We start from the raw sequence: 19803 nt of genomic DNA, 5'->3' as shown, positions 1-19803 counted from the left end.
CGCGCGACGTGCGCACGCCGCCCACATTCGGGAACGCCGCCACGCGTGCCCGCTCAGGAATGTGAGCGTTCGCCGTCGACACGTGCCACCCACGGCTCACGCATCGACCGCCATGCTTTCGGCATCCCCAACACACAGGAGGTCGGTCATGACACGAGGTGTAGGCGGCAAATCCCCGGCAAACATTCAAACGTACCTCGAAGGCGTCAGCTATCCCGCCGACAAGGCGACGCTCGTCGGGCGCGCCCGGGAGAACGGTGCGCCGAAAGAGGTGATGGACGTGATCGAACAGCTGGACGATCAGGAGTACGGCGGTCCGCAGGAAGTCATGAAGAGCTACGGGAACATCGAATAGCCGATGTGCAGGAATGCGGCACCGGGCGCACGAGTACGCCCGGTGCCGTGCATCCGACGACGGAGCCGATCAGGCCCCGCCGATGTGTACCATCAGGCCGCCATCCACGAAGTAGCTGCTCCCCGTGACATAGCTGGCTTCGTCCGACGCGAGGAACAGGACCACGTTGGCCACTTCCTGCGGTTCACCGGGACGATGCATGGGAATCTGCGAGCGCGCCTGCTCGTTCTTCTTCGGGTCGTCGAGCCGGTCCGCGGTCATCTCGGTCGCGATCATGCCGGGCGCGACGTTGTTGATGCGTACGCCCTTCCCCGCCAGTTCGAGCGCCAGCGTGCGCGTGACGGAGCGGAGTCCCGCTTTGGCGGCGTCATAAGGAGCGCTTCCGGGGGCCACGATCTCCTCGTGGACAGACGTCACGTTCACGATGGCGCCGCCACTGCCGGCGCACATGTCGCGCGCGGCCGCCTGGCACAGGAGCCATGGCGCGACCAGGTCCACCTGGATCACCTTCTGGAACGCGTCGGGATCGATCTCCAGTGACGACGATGCGGATGAGCCCATGCCCGCGCAGTTGATCCAGATATCGGGCTTGCCGAACGCCTTGCACGCTTCGTCGTAGAACGCGGTGACGGCACTCGTGTCGCCCAGGTCGGCCTGCACGATCTCACCACGCCGGCCCGTGTCGCGCACGGCACGCAGCGTCGTTTCCGCCCCGTCCTTGTCGCTCCGGTAGTGCACCACCACGTCGGCGCCTTCGCGCGCGAAGGTCTCGGTGATCGCGCGCCCGATACCGCTGTCCGCGCCCGTCACCACGGCTTTCTTGTTCTGGAGTCTCATGTCCGGTCTGCCTGCTGCACGGTGAAGACCTCGATGCTGCGGACGGCCATGTATGCGCGGCGACTTTCGGCGGTGAAGATCGCGCCATGGACGCCGCTATGCGATGCGGCCCGGATCCGATTCCAGGCCAATGCCCGCGTGCACGCCCGCATATACACGGTCGCGCTCGGCTTGGCGTTGCCGCGTCGGCGGTGAGCCGTCGTCCTCCACCGAACGCAGGAGGCCGAGCAGGTCGCGTGTGGCCGACTTGCTGTACGGCGTCGCCGTCTGCTCAACCAGCTTCCCCATGACATATTTAGACCTATCCGTCGTCTCGCTGGCGGATCGGGTCATCGACGCTTTCATCAGCCGCCCTTTTTCGTACGCTATGTCGGTCTGGCTGTCGGCGACATCGTCGATCCGCGTGTAGTAGTAATTCTGCGATTTCGGATCCAGCGTGAGCATCAACGAGGCATCGGGCGTGAGCGGCGAATGGTACGCGGCGCTCAACTGCGCGTGCAGGTGCTGGGACACCCCCCAATCCAACGGGCCGTTGCCGCTAATCTTCGTTTCCTGCGATACGTCGTACGAGAAGCCGTCGTTCTCGGCCGGCTTGTAGGGATTGGAGGCACTCGATGCCTGTGTCATCGACGCATGGAAGTCCGGCAGGCCGGTAAGCATGGCGTGCGCGCCACGCGACAGCGCACCAGCGGTCGGCAGCACGCCTTGCGCGCTCGTGTCCGGTACGGCGGTCAGCTGGGTGAAAGCATCCTTGAACATGTCCATGAACGCCCGATCGCCCTGCCCGCGCGACGTGGCGGTGTCGAACTGTCGCAGATAGCCGGCCAGGGCCTCGGCGCGCTGCCCGGTTGAGCCGAGGATGGCGGGGGAGCCCATGTCCACGCCGATGTCGATCACGCCCGACCCATTCGACAGCGTGAGAGTGCGTGACGCGGCATCGGCATGGAAGGCGAAACGCACCGGCGCCTGACCTAGGTCGACCGTCTGCACGGCCAGGTCGACCGCGGAGAAGGTTGCGGCGTCGAATCGCGCGAGCCCATCGAGATCGATGTGGGGCGGGTTCGAGACGATGCCGGTGAGCGCGGCCTGGAAGGCTCGGGCGAGCTTGCCCACCGCGGCGAGTTCTCCTTCGTCGAGCGTCGCGTCGCTGCGGATGCCGATGTCCTGGCTTCCCTCGTCGCCCGTGACGTCGAGTACCACCGATTTGCCGCTCGCCGTTCGGACCGTGAGGGTCGCGGTCGTGAGCGCGTCGGACGCGGAAGCGCGCCCAGCCGGCGGCACGAGTCCCCCCAGGGAGTAAGTGGGCGCGACGTCCTGTTCGGCACCGAGGGTGACCACGACGGACGGTGGCCCGTCGGCCACCGACACGGGTACGGTGACGGCTGCCGCACGCACCGCGGGCGCGTACACGCCGCCCGTCACTGTCGATACGCTCCCGATCATGCCTCGCTTCCCGTCGTTCCGTGGGCTACGTCGCTTGACGGCAGGCGGCATGGAAACTTGAGTGGTCGCTTTCGGTTACTTCGGGCACTCGTCGCGGCTGTTGTCCGCGATGCCCGCGATGACCCAACGGCCCTCCGTGCGCACCAGGTGCACGAGGTCGGTGCCGCAATGCTTCACCTGGCCGTTGACCAGGAACTCGTACGGCGTCCATACCATGGCCAGGTCGCCGTCGATGCGGACCAGCGGATCGTGGATGCGCTCCTCGATGGCGTCCTTCCCGGGCTTGATGTGGCTGATGAACTCGCCGAGCGTCATCCGCACGAGCTTGCCTTTGCGCAGCAGCGCCACGCTTCCCTCAGGTTGGACTGTGGCGCGCATGGCGTCCTGGTCGAACTTGGCCATGCCGTCGAACATCGCCTGGACCGGAGCGAGCACCGCGGCCTCGTCCTTCGTGGCGGCGAACGTGGGCGCGGCGGCAAGGGCCAGCCATACGGCCGTACCGACAGTGACGAAAGGACGTGCGTTCATGCGATCTCCCCAGGCGCGTGATGGCGTCCAGCCATCCTAGCGGCCCGGCTCCAGGCCGCACCATGGGCCTTTCGGCATCCCGGCGCCGACGGCAGCCGCGGGAGGAATCGACAAGCCACGTCACCAGGTGGCTGCTATACCGTCCTTTTCCCAGGAGCTCCCCGATGACCGCCACGCCTTTAGATGTCGATTTCCTCGCACGCCAGAAGGCCCGTCTCCTGGACCTCCGCCGGCAACTGATCGATGTGGGCGACGCTGCGGGAACGGACGAACAGGCGCTCCAGACCGCCGCGGGCGGCGAACCGCAGGACGCCGGCGACGACGGCGAGCGCTTCGCGCAGCAGGCCAACGACGAGGCGGTGCTCGCCCATAACGAGACGCGGCTGCTTTCCGTCGAGCGCGCGCTGGAGAAGATCGACGAAGGCACTTACGGCGTGTCCGACGGCAATGGCGAAGCGATACCGCGCGAGCGGCTCGAGGCCGTGCCCGAAACCTGCTTCACCGTCGAGGAAGCCGCCGATCGGGAGCGCCTCGCGCGTCGCGGCTGAGAAAAAGAAAGCACGCGCGTCCTATCCGGATACGGGCCCAGCGCCTAAAAAGGCGGGGACCCATCAGAGGAGACAGGACCGTGACCGAATCCCTTGAATCGGCGCCCGATCCGGCACGCCGCAGCTTCGTCATCGGCGCCGGCGTACTCGCCGCTGGCGCGCTGGCCGGCATGGGCGGGATCGTCGCGTCCGCACCGGCAAACGCCGCCCCCACCGCAAAAACCACTGGAAAGAAGGAAACAAAAATGCCGTTCATCACCACCAAAGACGGAACCCAGATCTTCTACAAGGACTGGGGCAACGGTCAGCCGATCGTCTTCCACCACGGCTGGCCCTTGAGCGCGGACGACTGGGATGCCCAGATGATGTTCTTCCTCGCCCAGGGTTTCCGCGTCATCGCGCACGACCGCCGCGGGCACGGCCGCTCCACGCAGACCGATACCGGCAACGACATGGACACCTACGCCGCCGACGTCGCCGCGCTGGTCGAGCACCTGGACCTGAAGAACGCGGTCCACATCGGGCACTCGACGGGTGGCGGCGAAGTGGCTCGTTACGTGGCGAGGCATGGCAAGGGCCGCGTCGCGAAGGCCGTCCTGGTCAGCGCCGTGCCCCCGATCATGGTGAAGAGCGCAGCGAATCCGGGCGGCCTCGACATCTCCGTGTTCGACGGCTTCCGCAAGGCGCTCGCCGCGAACCGCGCGCAGTTCTACCGCGAAGTGCCGATCCCTTTCTACGGCTACAACCGCCCCGGCAAGACCGCGAACGAGGGCACGGTGGGCAACTGGTGGCGCCAGGGCATGATCGGCGGCATCAAGGCGCACTACGACTGCATCAAGGCATTCTCCGAAACCGACTTCACCGAGGACCTCAAGCAGATCGACGTGCCGACGCTCGTGATGCACGGCGACGACGACCAGATCGTCCCCTTCGCCGATTCGGCGCCGCTGTCGGTGAAGCTGCTGAAGAAGGGCGAGCTCAAGGTCTACAAGGGTTACCCGCACGGCATGCTGACGATCCATGCGGAAGAACTCAACAACGACTTGCTGGCCTTCATCAAGGCGTGACTCAGGGTGAAGAGCGTGTCAACGCGAACTGAACGATAAACCCGCATTCTGTTGCGACGCAGGATGACACTCCTGTGTCGCTCCCCCATTCTCCGCGCACCGGCGCCAAGGGGGCGTCGTAATAACTTGCGGGGAGCAATCGAATGATTCGTCGCCACCTGTCGCGCGGCTTAGCCGTGCCCGCCGTTCCTGTAAGGCCGCTGGCTCTCGCCTGTGCCGCGGCGCTGTCCTTCGCCTCGGGCAGCACTTTCGCGCAGGAACAGCCAGCACAGGACCCAACGGCCACCCCGCCCGGCACACCCGCGGACACGGCGACGAAACCCAAGCGCCACCCGAACCCCGACGCCGCCAGCAATCTCGACGCCGTGGTCGTCACCGGCATCCAGGGGAGCATCCAGAACGCGATCAAGGCGAAGCAGAACTCCGACAACATCATCGAGGCGATCTCCGCCGAGGACATCGGCAAGCTGCCGGACAGCAGCATCGCCGAAAGCCTCGCACGCCTGTCCGGACTCGCCACGCAACGCGTCGATGGACGGGCGAACCAGATCTCCATTCGCGGCTTGTCGCCGGACTTCGCCGGCACGACCTTGAACGGCCGCGAGCAGGCGACGATCGGCGAGAATCGCGGCGTCGACTTCGACCAGTACCCGTCCGAACTCATCAGCGGTGCGGCCGTCTATAAGACCCCCGATGCGAGCCTCATCGGCCAGGGCCTGTCCGGTACCGTCGACCTCCACACCATCAGGCCGCTGGATCTGCCCAAGCGCGCGTTCGCCGCCAACGTCCGTGGCGAAAACAATTCGCACGGCAGCCTCAATCACGGCACCGGCGTGGGCGACACCGGTCATCGTGCGAGCTTCTCCTATATCGACCAGTACTTCGACCACACGCTGGGCTTGGCCGTGGGGTTGGCACAGCTCGATTCGCCGGTGCAGGAAAAGCAGTACCAGGCCTGGTGGTGGAACCTCAACAACGGCTCCCAAGGCGCGGAGACGAACTGGGGGGCGCCGCATACGCCCGGCATGCCGGACAACGTGCTGTCGCAGCAAGGCATGCAGTTGCGCGCCAAGTCCGAGAACCAGCTGCGCAACGGCCTCATGACGGTGCTCGAGTGGGCACCTGACGACCATTACCACTCGACGCTGGACCTGTACTACTCCACATTCGACCAGAAGACGTACCTCAACGGTGCGCAGTGGTCGAGCAGCTCGTACGATCCAGGAATCGCCTATTCGAACGTCGGCTATGTGCCGGCACTGCCTTATCCGATCGTGACCACCGGCCACATCGACGGGCTCAAGTCCGTCTTGCAGAACGAGTACACCAAGGAAAAGGATAGGCTGTTCTCGGCGGGCTGGAACAATCAGTACGACTTCGGCAACGGGTGGGTGGTCACAGGCGACGCGTCGTACTCGAGCGCGAAGAAGCGGCTGCACGACGCGTACCTGTTCGCCGGCCTCCCCGGCCAGGCGACGACGTCCACCGACTTCGCCACGCCCGAGCACGAGGGGTTTCCCGATTTTCGTCCCGGCGTGGATTTCGCCGATCCCTCGGCGATCTTTTTCACCGACCCGAATGACTACGGCTACAACGGCCGCCAGGAGTTCGACAAGCAGAAGGACACGATCAAGGCCTTCCGGCTCGAGGTGAGCCATCCGGTCGGCTGGATCTTCGCCGACGCGACCCTGGGCGTGAATTACTCGGACCGAAGCAAGACCAAGGAAGCCGATGTCTCTTTCGCCTGGCTGAAGGGGAACGGCGCCACGGAGGATACGTACGTCCCCGGCTTCGCCGCGCCCATCGCCCCCTCCTACCTGCGCGGCATCACCGACCTCAGCTACGGCGGTATTCCTGGCATCGTCAATTACGACGTGCTCGGCGCGCTGGGGAACGAGTTCTATCTCACCCAGCGCAACGGGCAGTCCGACTGGAGCCGCAACTATACGGTTCGCGAAAAGGTCCCGGTCGCCTACGTGAAGTTCAACATCGACACGACGCTCGGCGATGTGCCGTTGCGCGGCAACGTGGGCGTGCAAGCCGTGCGCACGGACCAGTCGTCGGAAGCCTTCCAGACCAACGGCGACGCGCTCGTCGGCCGCATTTCCGACGGCACCCGGTACACCAAGGTGCTGCCGAGCCTGAACCTCGTGGCCGAGATCGCGGACAAGCAGTACCTGCGCTTCGGCCTGGCCAAGACCATGGCGCGCGGCCGCATCGACGACGAGAAGGTGGCCACGTCGGCTGGCGTCGCGCTGGTCAACGATGGTCCCGCCGCTGGCCAGGTGCTCTGGTCGGGCAGCGGCGGCAATCCGAAGCTCAAGCCGTACATCGCGGTGGGTGCGGACCTGTCGTGGGAGAAGTACTTCGGCACGGCGAGTTACGTGGCCGCGGCGGTGTTCAACAAAAACCTGCTGAACTACATCTACAACCAGACCACGCTCGACTACGACTTCTCGAACTACGTCAACGACAATCCCACGCTCACCCCCACGAGCACGATCGGTTCGTTCACCCGGCCCGAGAACGGCACGGGCGGCAAGATGCAGGGCCTCGAGCTTTCCGGCGCGCTGGAGCTGGGCCTGTTGACGCGCGCACTCGACGGCTTCGGCGTGCAGGCGAATTTCTCGCTGACCAACAGCACGCTGCCGGTTAGCGCGGTATCGAGCATTGCGGGCAGCCCCTCCACCCTGCCCGGCCTTTCTCGCAAGGTCGCCAACCTGGCCCTGTACTACGAAAAGTATGGGTGGTCGGTGCGCATCGCGGAGCGTTATCGCTCGTCGTTCACCGGCGAGGCCGTGGCGTTGTTCGACCAGCTCGGGTACACCCAGGTGCTGGCCGACAGGCAGACCGACTTCCAGCTGGGCTATGCCTTCGAGCACGGCACGTGGAATGGCCTGTCGATCCTGCTCCAGGTGAACAACCTCACCAATTCACCGATGAAGACGCAACAGATCGCGGCACTGCCGAACAGCGTCAAGGTCGCGCGACCGCTCGAGTACGACAAGTTCGGACGGACGGTGATGTTCGGGGTGAACTACAAGCTCTGACCGGGCGGCTTTTCGTCCGGCTGGGAACACGCCCAGCACGCGACCTCGACCTGGCAACAGACTTCCTCGTCCACGTGGACGAGGAAGCCCTTGCCCTGGCAGATCGGGCAGACAGTGGGTTCGTCTTCGCTTTGCATGAGGTCGCCTCCCGCTGGGAACGACCACGTTATACGCCACTCACTCGCCCGATGGCTCAGGCGCGGTCGACGCGCGCCGCGTAGCAGCCGTAGCCGGCATAGTGCGCGTGGAGGTAGCTCACCGACTCCGTTGCGAACAGCCGTTCGATGGCGTCGGCCAGCTGCTCGCCGTTCACGACCAGTGCGTCGGCGATGTAGTGCTTTCGATCGAAGCCGCGCAGGGAGATGGTGCGCGCGCGCAGCGGTTCGGGGACCTCGTCGCAGGCATCGTAGGGAACCGTGGCGCCTTCACGGACGAAGATCGCATGGCTGGAACGGTACGGTGTGTCGGCCGGCTGATGGAGGTAGTTGAGCAAGAGCAAGGACTCGCCACAGCTCGCGTTCCGCAGCTCGACGCGTTCGGGATAGCCTGTGTCGTCGGACGCCTGCATGCGGACCACGCCGCGCGCCTTCAATGCGGCGTCATCGAGGCCATAGAGGGAAAGGAAGGGTTTCGGGTCGAGACCGGTAATGCGGAAGGACATGGTGGTGCTCCTTGTTCGGGAATGGATCCATCGTCCGCTCCCGAGCCGGCTCCGGCCATCCGGATCTTGCGCCCCGCCGGACGGCATGCATGACCTTCGTACCTTGACCCTCGCGCGCCTGCCTGCCGAAGATCACCGGACCCACAAGGAGAAATCATGATGCGTCGAATCGCTGGATGGGCCTGCCTGCTTCCGCTTGCCGTGAGCGCATCCACCATGCCTGCCACCACCACCACGGACTGGAGCGCCACCCTTCGCCAGGATGCGCAGGCGATGCATGACGACCTCGCCGCCAACCATCCGGGCTCCGTGGACCCCCTGAACCCGGCATTCGCCATCGCAAACGATCGCGGACTGGCGATGGCCCTGGACCGCGCGAAACGTACTCACGGCTTCGCGGGCTACTTCTTCGCCATGCGCGCCTATGCCGCAAGCTTCGACGACGGGCACCTGGCTTTCAACGTCCCGGCGAATGACCAGCCGTCGATGCCCTGGCGCTGGCCGGGCTTCCTCACGGCGTTCAGCCGCGACGATGCGCAACGCGTAGTGACCCGCGCCGACGACGCGCCCCTACCGCTTGGCGCCACGCTCGTTTCGTGCGACGGCAAACCCGCAAGCCGCGTCGCCGCCGACAACGTGGGTAGCCTTGTCGGTCGATGGCAGCTGCGCGCGCAGCGCCTGTCGTATGGCGGCAACGTGTTCCTGGACCACGACAATCCGTGGATCTCGCGTCCCTCCCGCTGTGTATTTGATGTCGACGGCCATGCCAGGACAGTAACGCTGGCTTGGCGTCCGATCGAAAGCGCTGCGGTCGAGCAGCGTCTGAAGGCGACTTACCGGCGCGAACGCGATCCCATCGGTATGCGCACGTGGCCCGACGGCACGGTCTGGATCACCCTCAGCGACTTCAACGGGGCCCCGGACGGGCCGGCCGCCAAAGCTCTCGAGCCCCTCATCGCACGCCTGCGCGCCGAACGCGCCGCCATCGTGTCGGCTCCTCGCATCGTGCTCGACCTGCGTGGCAATAACGGCGGTTCGTCGGACTGGAGCCGACAGGTCGCCGAGGCGATCTGGGGTGAGGCCGCCGTCGCCGCTACCGACAAGGAAGACATCGTGGACTGGCGCGCGTCCGCCGCCAACATCGCCTCGATCCACGAGTTCGCGGAGGAACTGCGCAAGACACCGGGATCGTCCAAGCGGATGCTGCAGTGGGCGGATCTGATCGTCGACGGCATGGGCAAAGCCGTGCAGGATGGAAAACCTTACTGGCGCGCACCGCCTGACGTGGAAGCCAAGACCGAGCATCCCTCGCTGCCGGCTCCGAAGGCACGTGTCGTCATGGTCACCGACAGCGGATGCGGTTCCGCCTGCCTCGACGCGGCCGACCTTTGGCTGGCGCTCGGTGCGATACATGTGGGCGCGGAGACATCGGCGGATACCTTATACATGGATAACCGACGCGCCACCCTGCCCAGCGGCATCGGCCACCTCAATGCCGCGATGAAGGTGTACCGTGGGCGCACGCGTGGGAACAACGTTCCGCTGCTTCCGAAGTATCCCTACGACGGCGACCTCACCAATACGGCGACGCTGGAGCGGTGGATTGCAGCGCTGCCACCTGCGTAGGAGCCCCCCGCTGTGTATGCTGTGAGGCGGTTAGACCCGGAGACTCGCGATGGCAACGCCTGAGGAACACCGCTCGCATAATGTCGTCATCGTCGGCGGCGGCGCGGCCGGTATCGAGCTGGCGACGAGGCTGGGTAAACGTCGCGACATGGCGGTGGTCCTCGTCGACCGCGATGCCAGCCATTTCTGGAAACCGAGGCTGCACGAACTCGCCGCGGGCCTGCTCGGCGACGGCGAGGAGGCCGTGTCGTACCTCGCCCATGGGCAGGCCCATGGCTACCGTTATGAGCCGGGTGCACTGGCGCATGTCGACACCGACGCACGGCGCATCGCGCTCGACGAAGTCCGCATGCCCGTGACGGATGAATTGATCCTGCCGCCACGGTCGTTGCCTTACGACACGCTCGTCCTGGCATTCGGCAGCCGCGTGAACGACTTCGGCACGCCCGGCGTGCTCGAGTACTGCGACATGCTGGACAGCCCGGCGCAAGCGGTGGCGTTGCGACGGAAGATCCTCGCCCTCGCCCTGCGCAGTGCGGGCGACCCGCAGCGGCGCATTCGCATCGGCATCGTCGGGGCGGGTGCCACCGGGGTCGAATTGGCCGCGGAACTGCACCATGCCTTCAACGACATGCATCGCTATGGCGGCCTGTCCGGCGCATCGAAACTCGACATCACCCTGATGGACATGGCGCCGCGCGTGCTGCCCGCGGTCGACCCGCGGACGTCAGCATCGGCGCAACGCACTCTCGAGGAGATGGGCGTCGATGTACGCGTGGGTGTCGGCGTGGACGCCGTGACCGAAGGCGCGTTCCATCTGTCCGATGGCCACACGGTCCCTTGCGATGTCCGTGTGTGGGCCGCCGGCATCACGGGGCATGCCATCGTCGCGGACCTGGGTCCGTTCACCTTGTCGAAAGACCGGCGGATCGTGGTCGACGAACGACTGGCCGCACAGGGCGTAGCGAATGTGTACGCCATCGGTGACTGCGCATTCGCCGCGATACCGCACGGCGGTACCGTGCCACCGACGGCGCAGGCCGCGCACCAGCAGGCCAACTACCTCGCTCGTGTCCTTCCGCGGGCCATCGGCGGGGAGGCCGTGCCGCCGTTCGTTTACCACTCGAAGGGGACGCTGGTCTCGCTCGGCGAATACCGGGCCACCGGCGAACTCCCGTCGGTGGTGCACAAGGCGGGCCCTATCCCGATGCGCGGTTGGCTGGCAAAGCTCCTGTACGTCTCGTTGCAACACATGCACCGCGTGGCGCTGCATGGCTGGACGAAGGCGAATGCGCTCTGGCTGGCCGACCGGCTGCGGGATACGACCCTGCCCCCGGTGAAGTTGCACTGACTTCCGTTATGGGCGCCGTTACTTCTTCACGGCGTGCTCGAGCGCCTCGAAATCGTCCTGCGAAAGCGTCAACGACGCGCCCTTGACGTTCTCCTCCAGGTGATCCGGGCTACCCGTGCCCGGGATTGGCAGCATCACCGGCGAGCGCTTGAGCAACCACGCCAGCGCCACCTGTCCGTCCGTCGCGCCGAGCTTCTTCGCGATCGAGGAAAGGACCGAGCCTTCCTTCGCCAGCTCGCCGGCCGCGAGCGGGAACCACGGAATGAAACCGATGCCCTGCTCCGTGCAGTAGTCGAGCACGTCCTCGCTCTGGCGGTTGCCGAGGTTGTAGAGGTTCTGCACCGTCACGACCTTGAAGAACTTCGCCGCCGCCTGGACTTCCTCCACGCTCACCTCGGAAAGGCCGACGTGGCGGATGAGGCCCTCGTTCTGCATGTCGCGGATGACGCCGAACTGCTCGTCGCGCGGCACGGCGGCGTCGATGCGGTGCAACTGCCACAGGTCGATACGATCCACGCCCAGGCGACGCAGGCTCATGAGCACGCACTGGCGCAGGTACTCCGGACGACCGACCGGCATCCAGATATCAGGCCCGTGCCGGGTGAGGCCGCCCTTGGTCGCAATGACCATGCCCTTGTACGGATGCAGGACCTCGCGAATCAGGTCTTCGCTGACGTACGGGCCGTAGCTGTCCGCGGTATCGATCAGGTTCACCCCGAGTTCCGGCAGCTTCGCCAGTGTCGCGCGCGCCGCCTTGGGATCCGAGGGATCGCCCCAGATGCCCTTCCCGGTGATGCGCATGGCCCCGAACCCGAGGCGATTGACCTCGAGGTCGCCGCCGATCCTGAACGTGCCGCTCGCCGATGCGTCGATGTTGCTCATGTGAGGCTCCGTCATGTGGTGAAAGCTGTGATCCAAAGACATTGGGGACGGTTCCCGGCCTGCAAAAGGTCGCGGCGGGAGAATCGGAATAACTAGCGAAAGACGGCGCACCGCGCTTGGTCGATCCGCGCCTTTACAAGCGGGAGACGATTTGACCAAGGAGTTCGTCGATGTCGCCGCGAGCCATCGGCCTCGCCTGGAGGAGGGCTTCCATCCGCTCCACGTCCCGCGCGAGTGCCGTTTCGCCGAGGATGAGCGCCGCGCCTTTCAACCGGTGCGTCACGTGCAGGGCCCGCTCGGGCGAGGCATCCTGCAGGGCCGCCCGGATGGCGGCGATGTCGTGCACGGCCTCTTCACGGAACGTGCGTTCGGCGATCGATGTGCCTCGCGCACCGGCGATGGCGTCGCGGAGGCCGTCCAGGGATAACGGCTTGCCCAATACGGCGTCGATGCCGCTTTCCTCGCAACGCCGCACGTGTGCCTCGCCGTCACGCGCCGAGATGGCGATGAAGCGCGTGTGCGTGCCGCCAGCCGCGACTTCCCGCGCACGCAACTCGGCCGCGATGTCATAGCCCTGCATGTCGGGCAACTCGCAATCCAGCAGCACGCCTGCGAAGGCGCCCGGAACGAAGGCGTCGATGGCGGCCTGGCCGTGGTCCACGGCATGGGTGCCGTAACCGAGGAACGCCAGCTGCGCGGCAATGATCTGCCGGTTCGCCGGGTGGTCCTCTACCAGAAGGACCGTCCCCTTGACTTCGGGCGCTTGCGCTTTCGCGGCCTCGATGGCCTCAGCGGCCACCGGAGCCACCGGGATGCGGCTGGTCGGGAGTTCGACACGCACCGAGGTGCCGCTGCCCGGATCGCTGCTCAGGTCGAGCCTGCCGCCAAGCTGGTGCACGATTTCCGCGCAAATGCCGAGGCCAAGGCCGGTGCCGCCCATCCGCCGGGAGTGCGCGCCATGCGCCTGCGAGAAGGGCCGGAAGAGTTCGCTCTGACGCGCGGGCGGCACACCGATGCCCGTGTCGAACACTTCGAGCACGAAGTAGCGAACCTCGTCCGTGCCCTCGTTGGCGGTTTGCCATAGGGCCATGCCGACATGGCCGTGCTCGGTGAATTTCACCGCGTTGGACAGCAGGTTCTCCATGAGTTGGCGGACGCGGGTCTCGTCGAGCAGCAGCCAGGGCAATGCGCCCATGGGCAGGTCGAGGCGCACCGCCAGCCCCTTGTGTTCGATCGCGGCGCGCTGCCCGTCGATGACTTCGCGCGCCACGGCAATGACGTCGCATGCGGCGAGGTCGGATGTGAATCCCTCGCTCTCCGAACGGGTGTAATCCAGCGCGCTCTTCAGCAGGTTCCGCAGGCTGCGGCTGCTCGACTGGGCGATGGCCATGAGGTCCCGTTGGGCGCCGTCCATCGGCGTGCGCGAAAGCAGGTCCACCGATGAAACCACTGCATTCACGGCGTTGCGCACCTCGTGGCTCATGACCGCCAGGAGCATGGTTTTCTGCCGCTCGCCGCGGCGCGATGCGAGTTGGGCACGTCGCAACTGCCACAGGGCGAAGACGAGGACGACGATGAGGGCAACGCCAAGGCCGATCTCGACGCGATAAGCGGACGCGACTTGCGACAAGGTCGGCGCACGGAGATAGGCGGTCTCGAGCCAGCGCTCGATGACCGCGCGACTGTCGTCGGGACCGATGTTGCGCAGGCTGTCGTCGATGATCGCGAGCAGCTCGGGCGCATCCTTGCGAACGGCCACGCGCACGCTGATCGGCATTTCGGTCACATTGCCGGCGATGCGAAGGCTCAGTGCATAGTCGCGCCGCACGATGGGATGGTACGCCACGTCCACCCCCAGGCCGGCGTCCGCGATGCCGCTCTCGACGGCGGCCAGCACCTGGTGGATGTCGGCCAGCGGAAGCCGGGTGATCGACGGATGCTCGCGACGCAGCCACGACTCGTATGCCCCGCCCCCCTTGAAGGCGACGGTACGGCCTTCCAATGCGCGCATGTCGAGCTCCGCCGGGCCCACCGTGCGACTGATGATGACCGTCCGGCCGACGTAGAACGGCTTCGAAACCAAGGCGCGGTCGCCGACGTCCGCCGCGAGCAGGCGGTCACTCAGCGAGGGCAGCATGTCGATACGCCGCTCGTTGAACGCCCGCACCGACTCTTCCCACGACCGCGTGCGCACCGTGACGAAGCGAAGCCCGGTATGCCGCGACACCAGGGCCAGGTACTGGTTCACCAGGGGATTGGCCCAGCGACCGCTGATCTCGGAGCCCTGCTGTGGATCCACGGCGATGCGCAGCGTCGGGTGGTCGGCGATCCAGCGCTTTCGTGCTTCCGTTTCGGTATTCGCAGGCTCCGTCGCCATGACGGCGAAAGCGAACAGCCCGAGCGCGACGACGACGAAGCGCCTCACGCGGGGCCACCATCCAACGCGAGAATGTAATCGCGCAGCAGGTAGAGCTCGTTGTCTGAGGAAATCCGCAGTTTGCGGAACGCGGCCGACTTCTGCGTGCTGATCGTTTTTAGGCTACGGCCCGAGCGCGTGGCGATCTGCCCGACGGTGAGGCCCTCCAGCAACTGGCGGATGACTTCCCACTCGCGCGGCGACAGCGGCACCAGAGCCGGTTGCTCGTCCGTGTCCCCGTTGCGCTCGGGAAGGAAATCCCTGCCGGTCATGATCGCGTCGATGGCGCGGATGAGGTCGTCCGGATCCTGGCTCTTGGCCACGAAACCGTCGGCACCGGCCTGGCGCAGGCTGTGGATCACCAGCCCCTGGTCGTGCGCGGACACCACGAGGATCTTCATCTTCGGATAGCCCGCGCGCAGCTGCTTGATAAGGGCGATGCCGTCGATATCGTCCAGGGCCAGCGAGTAGTCGATGATCGCGACATCCACGGGCATGGTGGCCAGCATGGCGCGAAAGGGGCGACTGCTCGCATGGCTGCCGACGATGGTGATCGCCGGGGACTTCTCGAGGTGTGCGATCAGCCCTTTCAGGACGAACGCGTGGTCGTCCAGCAAGGCCACGCGCACAGAGCCGATGTAGGATCGCGCGGACATGAGTGGACCAGATAGCCGGTATTGTCTGTCAAATACCCCACGTTCGTGGGCGATGCGGGACGCACCTTAGCTCGGCATGCACCCCTTGTAAACGTTATCAGTCTAGGCGCATAGCGGGTTTCGGCTGCACGATATCGGCCATTCGTCCACCTCCGTAAGCCATACAGGCAATCCCGGTCTGCGTTGCTACGCTTTCGTGCCCCCCGCCTGACGGGGTTTTCTCGATGCCAAAGGGGTATACGCGGGCATGGACACAGAAAGCCGCAGAGGAGCCACCGGCACGGCCGGCGTGGCTGAACCCATTGCGAACGCGCGCCCCTGGGTGGTCCCCGGTGGCCTGCTGCCCCGCCCGCTCGACACCGTGCGATTGGGCATTGTCGGACTGGGCTATGTCGGGCTGCCGCTCGCGGTGGAGTTCGGCAAGCGTTACGCCACCTTCGGCTTCGACATCCGTTCGGAGCGCGTGGAGGAACTTCGCGCCGGCCACGACGCCACGTTGGAGGTGGACGCCGCGGAATTGGCCGAAAGCGCTCATTTACGCTTCTCCTGCAGCCTCGACGACCTTGCCGGGTGCGACGTCTATATCGTCACCGTGCCCACTCCGATCGACGAGGCCCGTCGCCCCGACCTGACGCCGCTGATTCGCGCCAGCGAGACCCTGGCGAAGGTTCTCAAGCGCGGCGACGTGGTCGTCTACGAATCCACTGTCTACCCTGGCTGTACCGAGGAAGTCTGCGTACCTATCCTCGAACGCGGTTCCGGACTGGTCTTCAACCAGGACTTCTTCGCCGGCTACAGCCCGGAGCGGATCAATCCCGGCGACAAGACGCATCGGGTGAGCAGCATCCTGAAGGTCACCTCCGGCTCCACGCCCGAAGCAGCGGATTTCGTCGATGCGCTTTACCGATCGGTGATCGGCGCCGGTACCCATCGCGCCAGTTCACTGAAGGTCGCCGAGGCCGCCAAGGTCATCGAGAACACCCAGCGCGACCTCAACATCGCCTTGGTCAACGACCTCGCCATCCTGTTCAACAAGCTGGGCATCGACACGCTCGAAGTGCTGGAGGCCGCCGGCACCAAGTGGAACTTCCTGCCGTTCCGCCCGGGTCTCGTGGGCGGCCATTGCATCAGCGTCGACCCGTACTACCTCACCCACAAGGCGCAGCAGGTCGGGCACCATCCCGATGTAATCCTCGCCGGACGCCGCACCAACGACAGCATGGGGCCGTACATCGCCGCCGAGCTGGTCAAGCTGATGGTGCGCAAGGGCATCAATCCGGTGCATGCACGCGTGCTCGTGCTCGGGCTGGCCTTCAAGGAAAACTGCCCGGACCTGCGCAACACCCGCGTGGTCGACATCGTCGGCGCCCTGGGTGGCTATGGCGTCGCGGTGGACGTGCACGATCCCTGGGTGCGCGCCAGCGAGGCACGGCATGAATACGACATCGATCCGGTGAGCGAACCGGCGCACGGTGCCTACGATGCGGTGGTGATCGCGGTCGGGCATCGTGAGTTCGTCGCGCTGGGCGCGGAGGGCATCCGCGCCTTTGGAAAGCCTCTCTCCGTGGTCTATGACGTGAAGTACGTGTTGCCCCGCGACGCGGTGGACGGCCGGCTCTGACCCATGGACGCCGCATGAAGATCCTGGTTACCGGCACCGCGGGCTTCATCGGCTACCACGTGGCAAACCGTCTCCTGGAGCGCGGCGAGGAAGTCATCGGCCTGGACAACCTCTCCGACTACTACGACGTGTCGTTGAAGAAGGCGCGACTGGCCCATTTCGAGGGTCGCGCTGGCTACACGCACGTGCATGCGGACCTCTCGGACCGTGAAGCGATGGAGCACGTGTTCGCCACGCACCGGCCGCAGCGCGTCGTGCACCTCGCCGCGCAGGCGGGCGTGCGCTACGCCGCGCAGAACCCGCACGTTTACGTGTCGAGCAATGTCACCGGCTTCCTGCACGTCCTCGAGGGATGCCGGCACACCAATGTCGAGCACCTCGTGTTCGCATCCACCAGTTCGGTCTACGGCGCCAATACCCGCATGCCGTTCTCGGAACACCAGCCGACAGAGCACCCACTCACGCTCTACGCCGCGACGAAGAAGGCCAACGAGCAGATGGCGCATTCCTACGCCCATCTCTACGGCCTCCCCTGCACCGGCCTGCGCTTCTTCACCGTCTACGGTCCCTGGGGCCGGCCCGACATGGCGTTGTTCCTGTTCACCCGGGCAATCCTCGCGGGCGAACCGGTGCGTGTGTTCAACCACGGTCGGCACAAGCGTAGCTTCACCTATGTGGACGACATCGTCGAAGGCGTGCTCGGCACGCTCGAACTCGTACCCGTCCGCGATCCACACTGGTCGGGTGAGCGTCCCGATCCCGGCACCAGCGGCGTGGCGCCGTACCGAATCTTCAACATCGGCAACGAGAAGCCGGTGGAACTGCTGCGTTACATCGAAGTGCTCGAAAAATGCCTCGGCAAGACCGCGCGCCTTGAGATGCTGCCCTTGCAGCCGGGCGATGTCCCCGACACCGAAGCGAACGTTTCCGCCCTCGTCCAGGCCACCGGGCACGCGCCGAAAGTGGACGTGCAGGACGGTGTGGGGCGTTTCGTGGATTGGTACCGAGGCTACTACCGTGCATAGGATGCGCCCCATAACAACAAGCGCCCTCGACGGCGACGCGAGCCCGCGCGGAGACGTACCGTGATTATCGACTACCTCGACCGGTCCGCACCCGGTGACATCCAGGCCGACCTGTGCATCGTCGGCGCCGGCCCCGCCGGCATCGCCATCGCCCGGGCATTCATCGGGTCGAACGTCGCCGTATGCATGATCGAAGGCGGCGGCCTCGCGGGCGAAGATCGCAGCCAGTCGCTCTATGACGGCGAGTCGACGGGAGACCTTCCGCTGGATGCGGGTACCTCCCGCATGCGCGTGTTCGGCGGCAGCTGCACCCTATGGGGAGGCGGTTGCATCCCCTTCGCGGACACCGACCTCGAACCGCGCGACTGGGTGCCCGACAGCGGCTGGCCGCTGCGTTATGCGGAACTGGCGCCGTGGTACGAGAAGGCGCGCGCCTTCTGCCGGATCGATCCGGCCCACGGTTTCGGTCCTGGCCATTTCGATGGTCCGTCCCCGCGCCAGCCACTCGACCTGGACCCGGAAGCGCTGGTGAACTTCATCTTCGCGCGCAGCCCGATTACGTTCGGGGAAGCCTATAGGGAGGAGTTGCAGCAGGCCGCGAACATCACCGTCATGCTCCACGCCAACGTCATGGAACTCGAAACGACGGCCGATGCCGGCGTGGTCACCGGTGCGCGCATCGGTTCGCTCGACGGCCGTCGCGGCCGCGTGCGTGCGCGCCATTTCGTCCTGGCTGCGGGCGGTATCGAAAACGCCCGTATCCTGCTCCTCTCCGATAGCGTCGCGCCCGCCGGTCTGGGAAACGATCGCGACCTGGTCGGACGCTATTTCATGGACCATCCCAGTGGAACGATCGGCAGCGTCCGCTCCGACGATCCAGACCGCCTCACGCGTCCGTACGAACGCACCATCGGCAAGGTGCGCGCGCCGCTTTCTCCCGAAATCGGTCTTTCCTTCGAGGCCCAGCGGTCTCATCGCAGCCTCAATGCGCGCGTGCATCCGTTCGCTGTCGAAGGCCAGGTGCCACGCGGCATCCGGGCCCTGCGCGACGTACGCGCGGCCCTCCGGCCGCCGCGCCACAGCGAAGCGACGTTACTCGAGGCGCGCCTGAGCGCCGCCTTGCAGAACGGCCCCGGCGGCGCCGCGCTCGCTGTCCAGCAGAACCTCGTGATCAGCGCGATGCGGCTCGGCCTGCACATGGGCGACGTGGTGAAGGCCGTGGCACAGAAGATCGCGGACCGCCCCACGGTGCGCAGCGACCGTGCCGAGCTGGTCGGCTTCTTCGAGCAGGCGCCGCAGCGCGACAGCCGCATCTTGCTGGGCGAAGACCGTGACACCCTCGGGCTGCGCCGCGTACGAGTGGACTGGCGGCTCAACGACCTGGACCGGCATACCTGGCGGACCACGACCCTGATCGCGGGCGAACGCCTGGCCGCGGCCTGCGGCGGTCGCTTCGAGCCTGCCGCATGGACACTCGGCGAAGCCTCGCCGGAGGTGCACGGCACGGCGCACCATCTCGGCACGACGCGCATGGCCACGGATCCGTCCACGGGCGTGGTCGATCCGGACGGCAAGGTGCACGGCATCGCCAACCTGCATATCGCGGGTAGCTCCGTTTTCCCCACGGGGGGCTGGGCCTTCCCGACGTTTACCATCGTGGCCCTGAGCCTGCGCCTGGCCGAGCAACTGCGCGTGCTGTTGAACGCCAGCGGTGGGCTGCTCTGATGCCGCATGTCT

Annotated in this window: 17 protein-coding genes; 9 read left to right on the top strand and 8 right to left on the bottom strand. The window is 66.0% G+C overall.

Annotation, left to right across the window (positions count from 1 at the left end; all coding sequences use genetic code 11):
- The first annotated feature begins 148 nt into the window (after positions 1-148).
- Positions 149-355: a DUF2795 domain-containing protein gene (locus ACQKIE_RS03205; RefSeq protein WP_427455698.1), complete on the top strand. Its 207-nt coding sequence runs from the start codon at positions 149-151 to the stop codon at positions 353-355.
- 69 nt (positions 356-424) lie between these two features.
- On the opposite strand, the gene ACQKIE_RS03200 is transcribed toward ACQKIE_RS03205, so the two are convergent.
- From ACQKIE_RS03200 to ACQKIE_RS03190, 3 genes are all read right to left on the bottom strand, one after another.
- Positions 425-1192 (bottom strand): SDR family NAD(P)-dependent oxidoreductase, encoded by a 768-nt coding sequence (locus ACQKIE_RS03200; protein WP_427455696.1) that lies wholly within the window; start codon positions 1190-1192, stop codon positions 425-427.
- A gap of 96 nt (positions 1193-1288) precedes the next feature.
- Positions 1289-2635: a hypothetical protein gene (locus tag ACQKIE_RS03195; RefSeq protein WP_427455694.1), complete on the bottom strand. Its 1347-nt coding sequence runs from the start codon at positions 2633-2635 to the stop codon at positions 1289-1291.
- 75 nt (positions 2636-2710) lie between these two features.
- On the bottom strand, positions 2711-3163 hold the full coding sequence (locus ACQKIE_RS03190; protein WP_427455692.1) for a nuclear transport factor 2 family protein: 453 nt from the start codon (positions 3161-3163) through the stop codon (positions 2711-2713).
- 164 nt (positions 3164-3327) lie between these two features.
- Here ACQKIE_RS03190 and ACQKIE_RS03185 point away from each other — a divergent pair, with 164 nt between their 5' ends.
- From ACQKIE_RS03185 to ACQKIE_RS03175, 3 genes are all read left to right on the top strand, one after another.
- Positions 3328-3711 carry a TraR/DksA family transcriptional regulator gene (locus ACQKIE_RS03185; RefSeq protein ID WP_427455690.1) on the top strand — a complete coding sequence of 128 codons (384 nt, stop codon included), beginning with the start codon at positions 3328-3330 and terminating at the stop codon, positions 3709-3711.
- A 245-nt stretch (positions 3712-3956) separates the two neighbouring features.
- Complete coding sequence (locus ACQKIE_RS03180) at positions 3957-4778, top strand: alpha/beta fold hydrolase (protein WP_427456790.1); 822 nt, start codon at positions 3957-3959, stop codon at positions 4776-4778.
- Positions 4779-4921: 143 nt separating this feature from the next.
- Positions 4922-7828 (top strand): TonB-dependent receptor, encoded by a 2907-nt coding sequence (locus ACQKIE_RS03175; protein ID WP_427455688.1) that lies wholly within the window; start codon positions 4922-4924, stop codon positions 7826-7828.
- Here the strand turns inward: ACQKIE_RS03175 and ACQKIE_RS03170 are convergent.
- Positions 7816-7965, bottom strand: a complete 150-nt coding sequence (locus ACQKIE_RS03170) for a hypothetical protein (RefSeq protein WP_427455686.1) — start codon at positions 7963-7965, stop codon at positions 7816-7818. The genes ACQKIE_RS03175 and ACQKIE_RS03170 overlap by 13 nt on opposite strands.
- A gap of 56 nt (positions 7966-8021) precedes the next feature.
- Positions 8022-8489, bottom strand: a complete 468-nt coding sequence (locus tag ACQKIE_RS03165; RefSeq protein WP_427455684.1) for a DUF1203 domain-containing protein — start codon at positions 8487-8489, stop codon at positions 8022-8024.
- 156 nt (positions 8490-8645) lie between these two features.
- Between ACQKIE_RS03165 and ACQKIE_RS03160 the strand changes: the two genes are divergently transcribed.
- Together ACQKIE_RS03160 and ACQKIE_RS03155 are read left to right on the top strand one after the other, a co-directional pair.
- Positions 8646-10115 carry a hypothetical protein gene (locus ACQKIE_RS03160; RefSeq protein ID WP_427455682.1) on the top strand — a complete coding sequence of 490 codons (1470 nt, stop codon included), beginning with the start codon at positions 8646-8648 and terminating at the stop codon, positions 10113-10115.
- 49 nt (positions 10116-10164) lie between these two features.
- A complete protein-coding gene (locus tag ACQKIE_RS03155) occupies positions 10165-11466 on the top strand; it encodes an NAD(P)/FAD-dependent oxidoreductase (RefSeq protein WP_427455680.1) in 1302 nt (433 codons plus the stop codon).
- A gap of 18 nt (positions 11467-11484) precedes the next feature.
- Here ACQKIE_RS03155 and ACQKIE_RS03150 read toward each other — a convergent pair whose 3' ends face one another.
- The 3 genes from ACQKIE_RS03150 to ACQKIE_RS03140 form a co-directional block, all read right to left on the bottom strand.
- Entirely contained in the window at positions 11485-12348 is an 864-nt protein-coding gene (locus ACQKIE_RS03150) for an aldo/keto reductase (RefSeq protein ID WP_427455678.1), read from the bottom strand.
- Positions 12349-12481: 133 nt separating this feature from the next.
- Entirely contained in the window at positions 12482-14773 is a 2292-nt protein-coding gene (locus ACQKIE_RS03145; RefSeq protein ID WP_427455676.1) for a hybrid sensor histidine kinase/response regulator, read from the bottom strand.
- Positions 14770-15420: a response regulator gene (locus tag ACQKIE_RS03140; protein WP_427455674.1), complete on the bottom strand. Its 651-nt coding sequence runs from the start codon at positions 15418-15420 to the stop codon at positions 14770-14772. Before ACQKIE_RS03140 ends, ACQKIE_RS03145 begins: the two co-directional genes overlap by 4 nt.
- Positions 15421-15760: 340 nt before the next feature.
- Here ACQKIE_RS03140 and tviB point away from each other — a divergent pair, with 340 nt between their 5' ends.
- The 3 genes from tviB to ACQKIE_RS03125 are packed head-to-tail and all read left to right on the top strand — an operon-like array spanning position 15761 to position 19791.
- Positions 15761-17041 carry a Vi polysaccharide biosynthesis UDP-N-acetylglucosamine C-6 dehydrogenase TviB gene (gene tviB, locus ACQKIE_RS03135; RefSeq protein ID WP_427456788.1) on the top strand — a complete coding sequence of 427 codons (1281 nt, stop codon included), beginning with the start codon at positions 15761-15763 and terminating at the stop codon, positions 17039-17041.
- Positions 17042-17055: 14 nt separating this feature from the next.
- Positions 17056-18066, top strand: a complete 1011-nt coding sequence (locus ACQKIE_RS03130) for an NAD-dependent epimerase (protein ID WP_427455672.1) — start codon at positions 17056-17058, stop codon at positions 18064-18066.
- 60 nt (positions 18067-18126) lie between these two features.
- The gene (locus ACQKIE_RS03125) at positions 18127-19791 is read left to right on the top strand and encodes a GMC oxidoreductase (RefSeq protein WP_427455670.1); all 1665 of its coding nucleotides are present in this window, start codon (positions 18127-18129) and stop codon (positions 19789-19791) included.
- The last annotated feature ends 12 nt before the right edge of the window (positions 19792-19803 follow it).

The organism is Luteibacter sp. NPDC031894, from assembly GCF_050273135.1.
Classification (GTDB): Bacteria; Pseudomonadota; Gammaproteobacteria; order Xanthomonadales; family Rhodanobacteraceae; genus Luteibacter.
This window is presented reverse-complemented; position numbering and strand designations above follow the sequence as displayed.

What these genes read in the sequence shown, in the direction of transcription:
- ACQKIE_RS03170 (WP_427455686.1), bottom strand. Translation starts at nt 7,965, where the DNA reads ATGCAAAGCGAAGACGAACCCACTGTCTGCCCGATCTGCCAGGGCAAG.
- ACQKIE_RS03160 (WP_427455682.1), top strand. Translation starts at nt 8,646, where the DNA reads ATGATGCGTCGAATCGCTGGATGGGCCTGCCTGCTTCCGCTTGCCGTG.
- ACQKIE_RS03165 (WP_427455684.1), bottom strand. Translation starts at nt 8,489, where the DNA reads ATGTCCTTCCGCATTACCGGTCTCGACCCGAAACCCTTCCTTTCCCTC.
- ACQKIE_RS03150 (WP_427455678.1), bottom strand. Translation starts at nt 12,348, where the DNA reads ATGAGCAACATCGACGCATCGGCGAGCGGCACGTTCAGGATCGGCGGC.
- ACQKIE_RS03200 (WP_427455696.1), bottom strand. Translation starts at nt 1,192, where the DNA reads ATGAGACTCCAGAACAAGAAAGCCGTGGTGACGGGCGCGGACAGCGGT.
- ACQKIE_RS03190 (WP_427455692.1), bottom strand. Translation starts at nt 3,163, where the DNA reads ATGAACGCACGTCCTTTCGTCACTGTCGGTACGGCCGTATGGCTGGCC.
- ACQKIE_RS03205 (WP_427455698.1), top strand. Translation starts at nt 149, where the DNA reads ATGACACGAGGTGTAGGCGGCAAATCCCCGGCAAACATTCAAACGTAC.
- ACQKIE_RS03175 (WP_427455688.1), top strand. Translation starts at nt 4,922, where the DNA reads ATGATTCGTCGCCACCTGTCGCGCGGCTTAGCCGTGCCCGCCGTTCCT.
- ACQKIE_RS03130 (WP_427455672.1), top strand. Translation starts at nt 17,056, where the DNA reads ATGAAGATCCTGGTTACCGGCACCGCGGGCTTCATCGGCTACCACGTG.
- ACQKIE_RS03140 (WP_427455674.1), bottom strand. Translation starts at nt 15,420, where the DNA reads ATGTCCGCGCGATCCTACATCGGCTCTGTGCGCGTGGCCTTGCTGGAC.
- ACQKIE_RS03185 (WP_427455690.1), top strand. Translation starts at nt 3,328, where the DNA reads ATGACCGCCACGCCTTTAGATGTCGATTTCCTCGCACGCCAGAAGGCC.
- ACQKIE_RS03180 (WP_427456790.1), top strand. Translation starts at nt 3,957, where the DNA reads ATGCCGTTCATCACCACCAAAGACGGAACCCAGATCTTCTACAAGGAC.
- ACQKIE_RS03195 (WP_427455694.1), bottom strand. Translation starts at nt 2,635, where the DNA reads ATGATCGGGAGCGTATCGACAGTGACGGGCGGCGTGTACGCGCCCGCG.
- ACQKIE_RS03155 (WP_427455680.1), top strand. Translation starts at nt 10,165, where the DNA reads ATGGCAACGCCTGAGGAACACCGCTCGCATAATGTCGTCATCGTCGGC.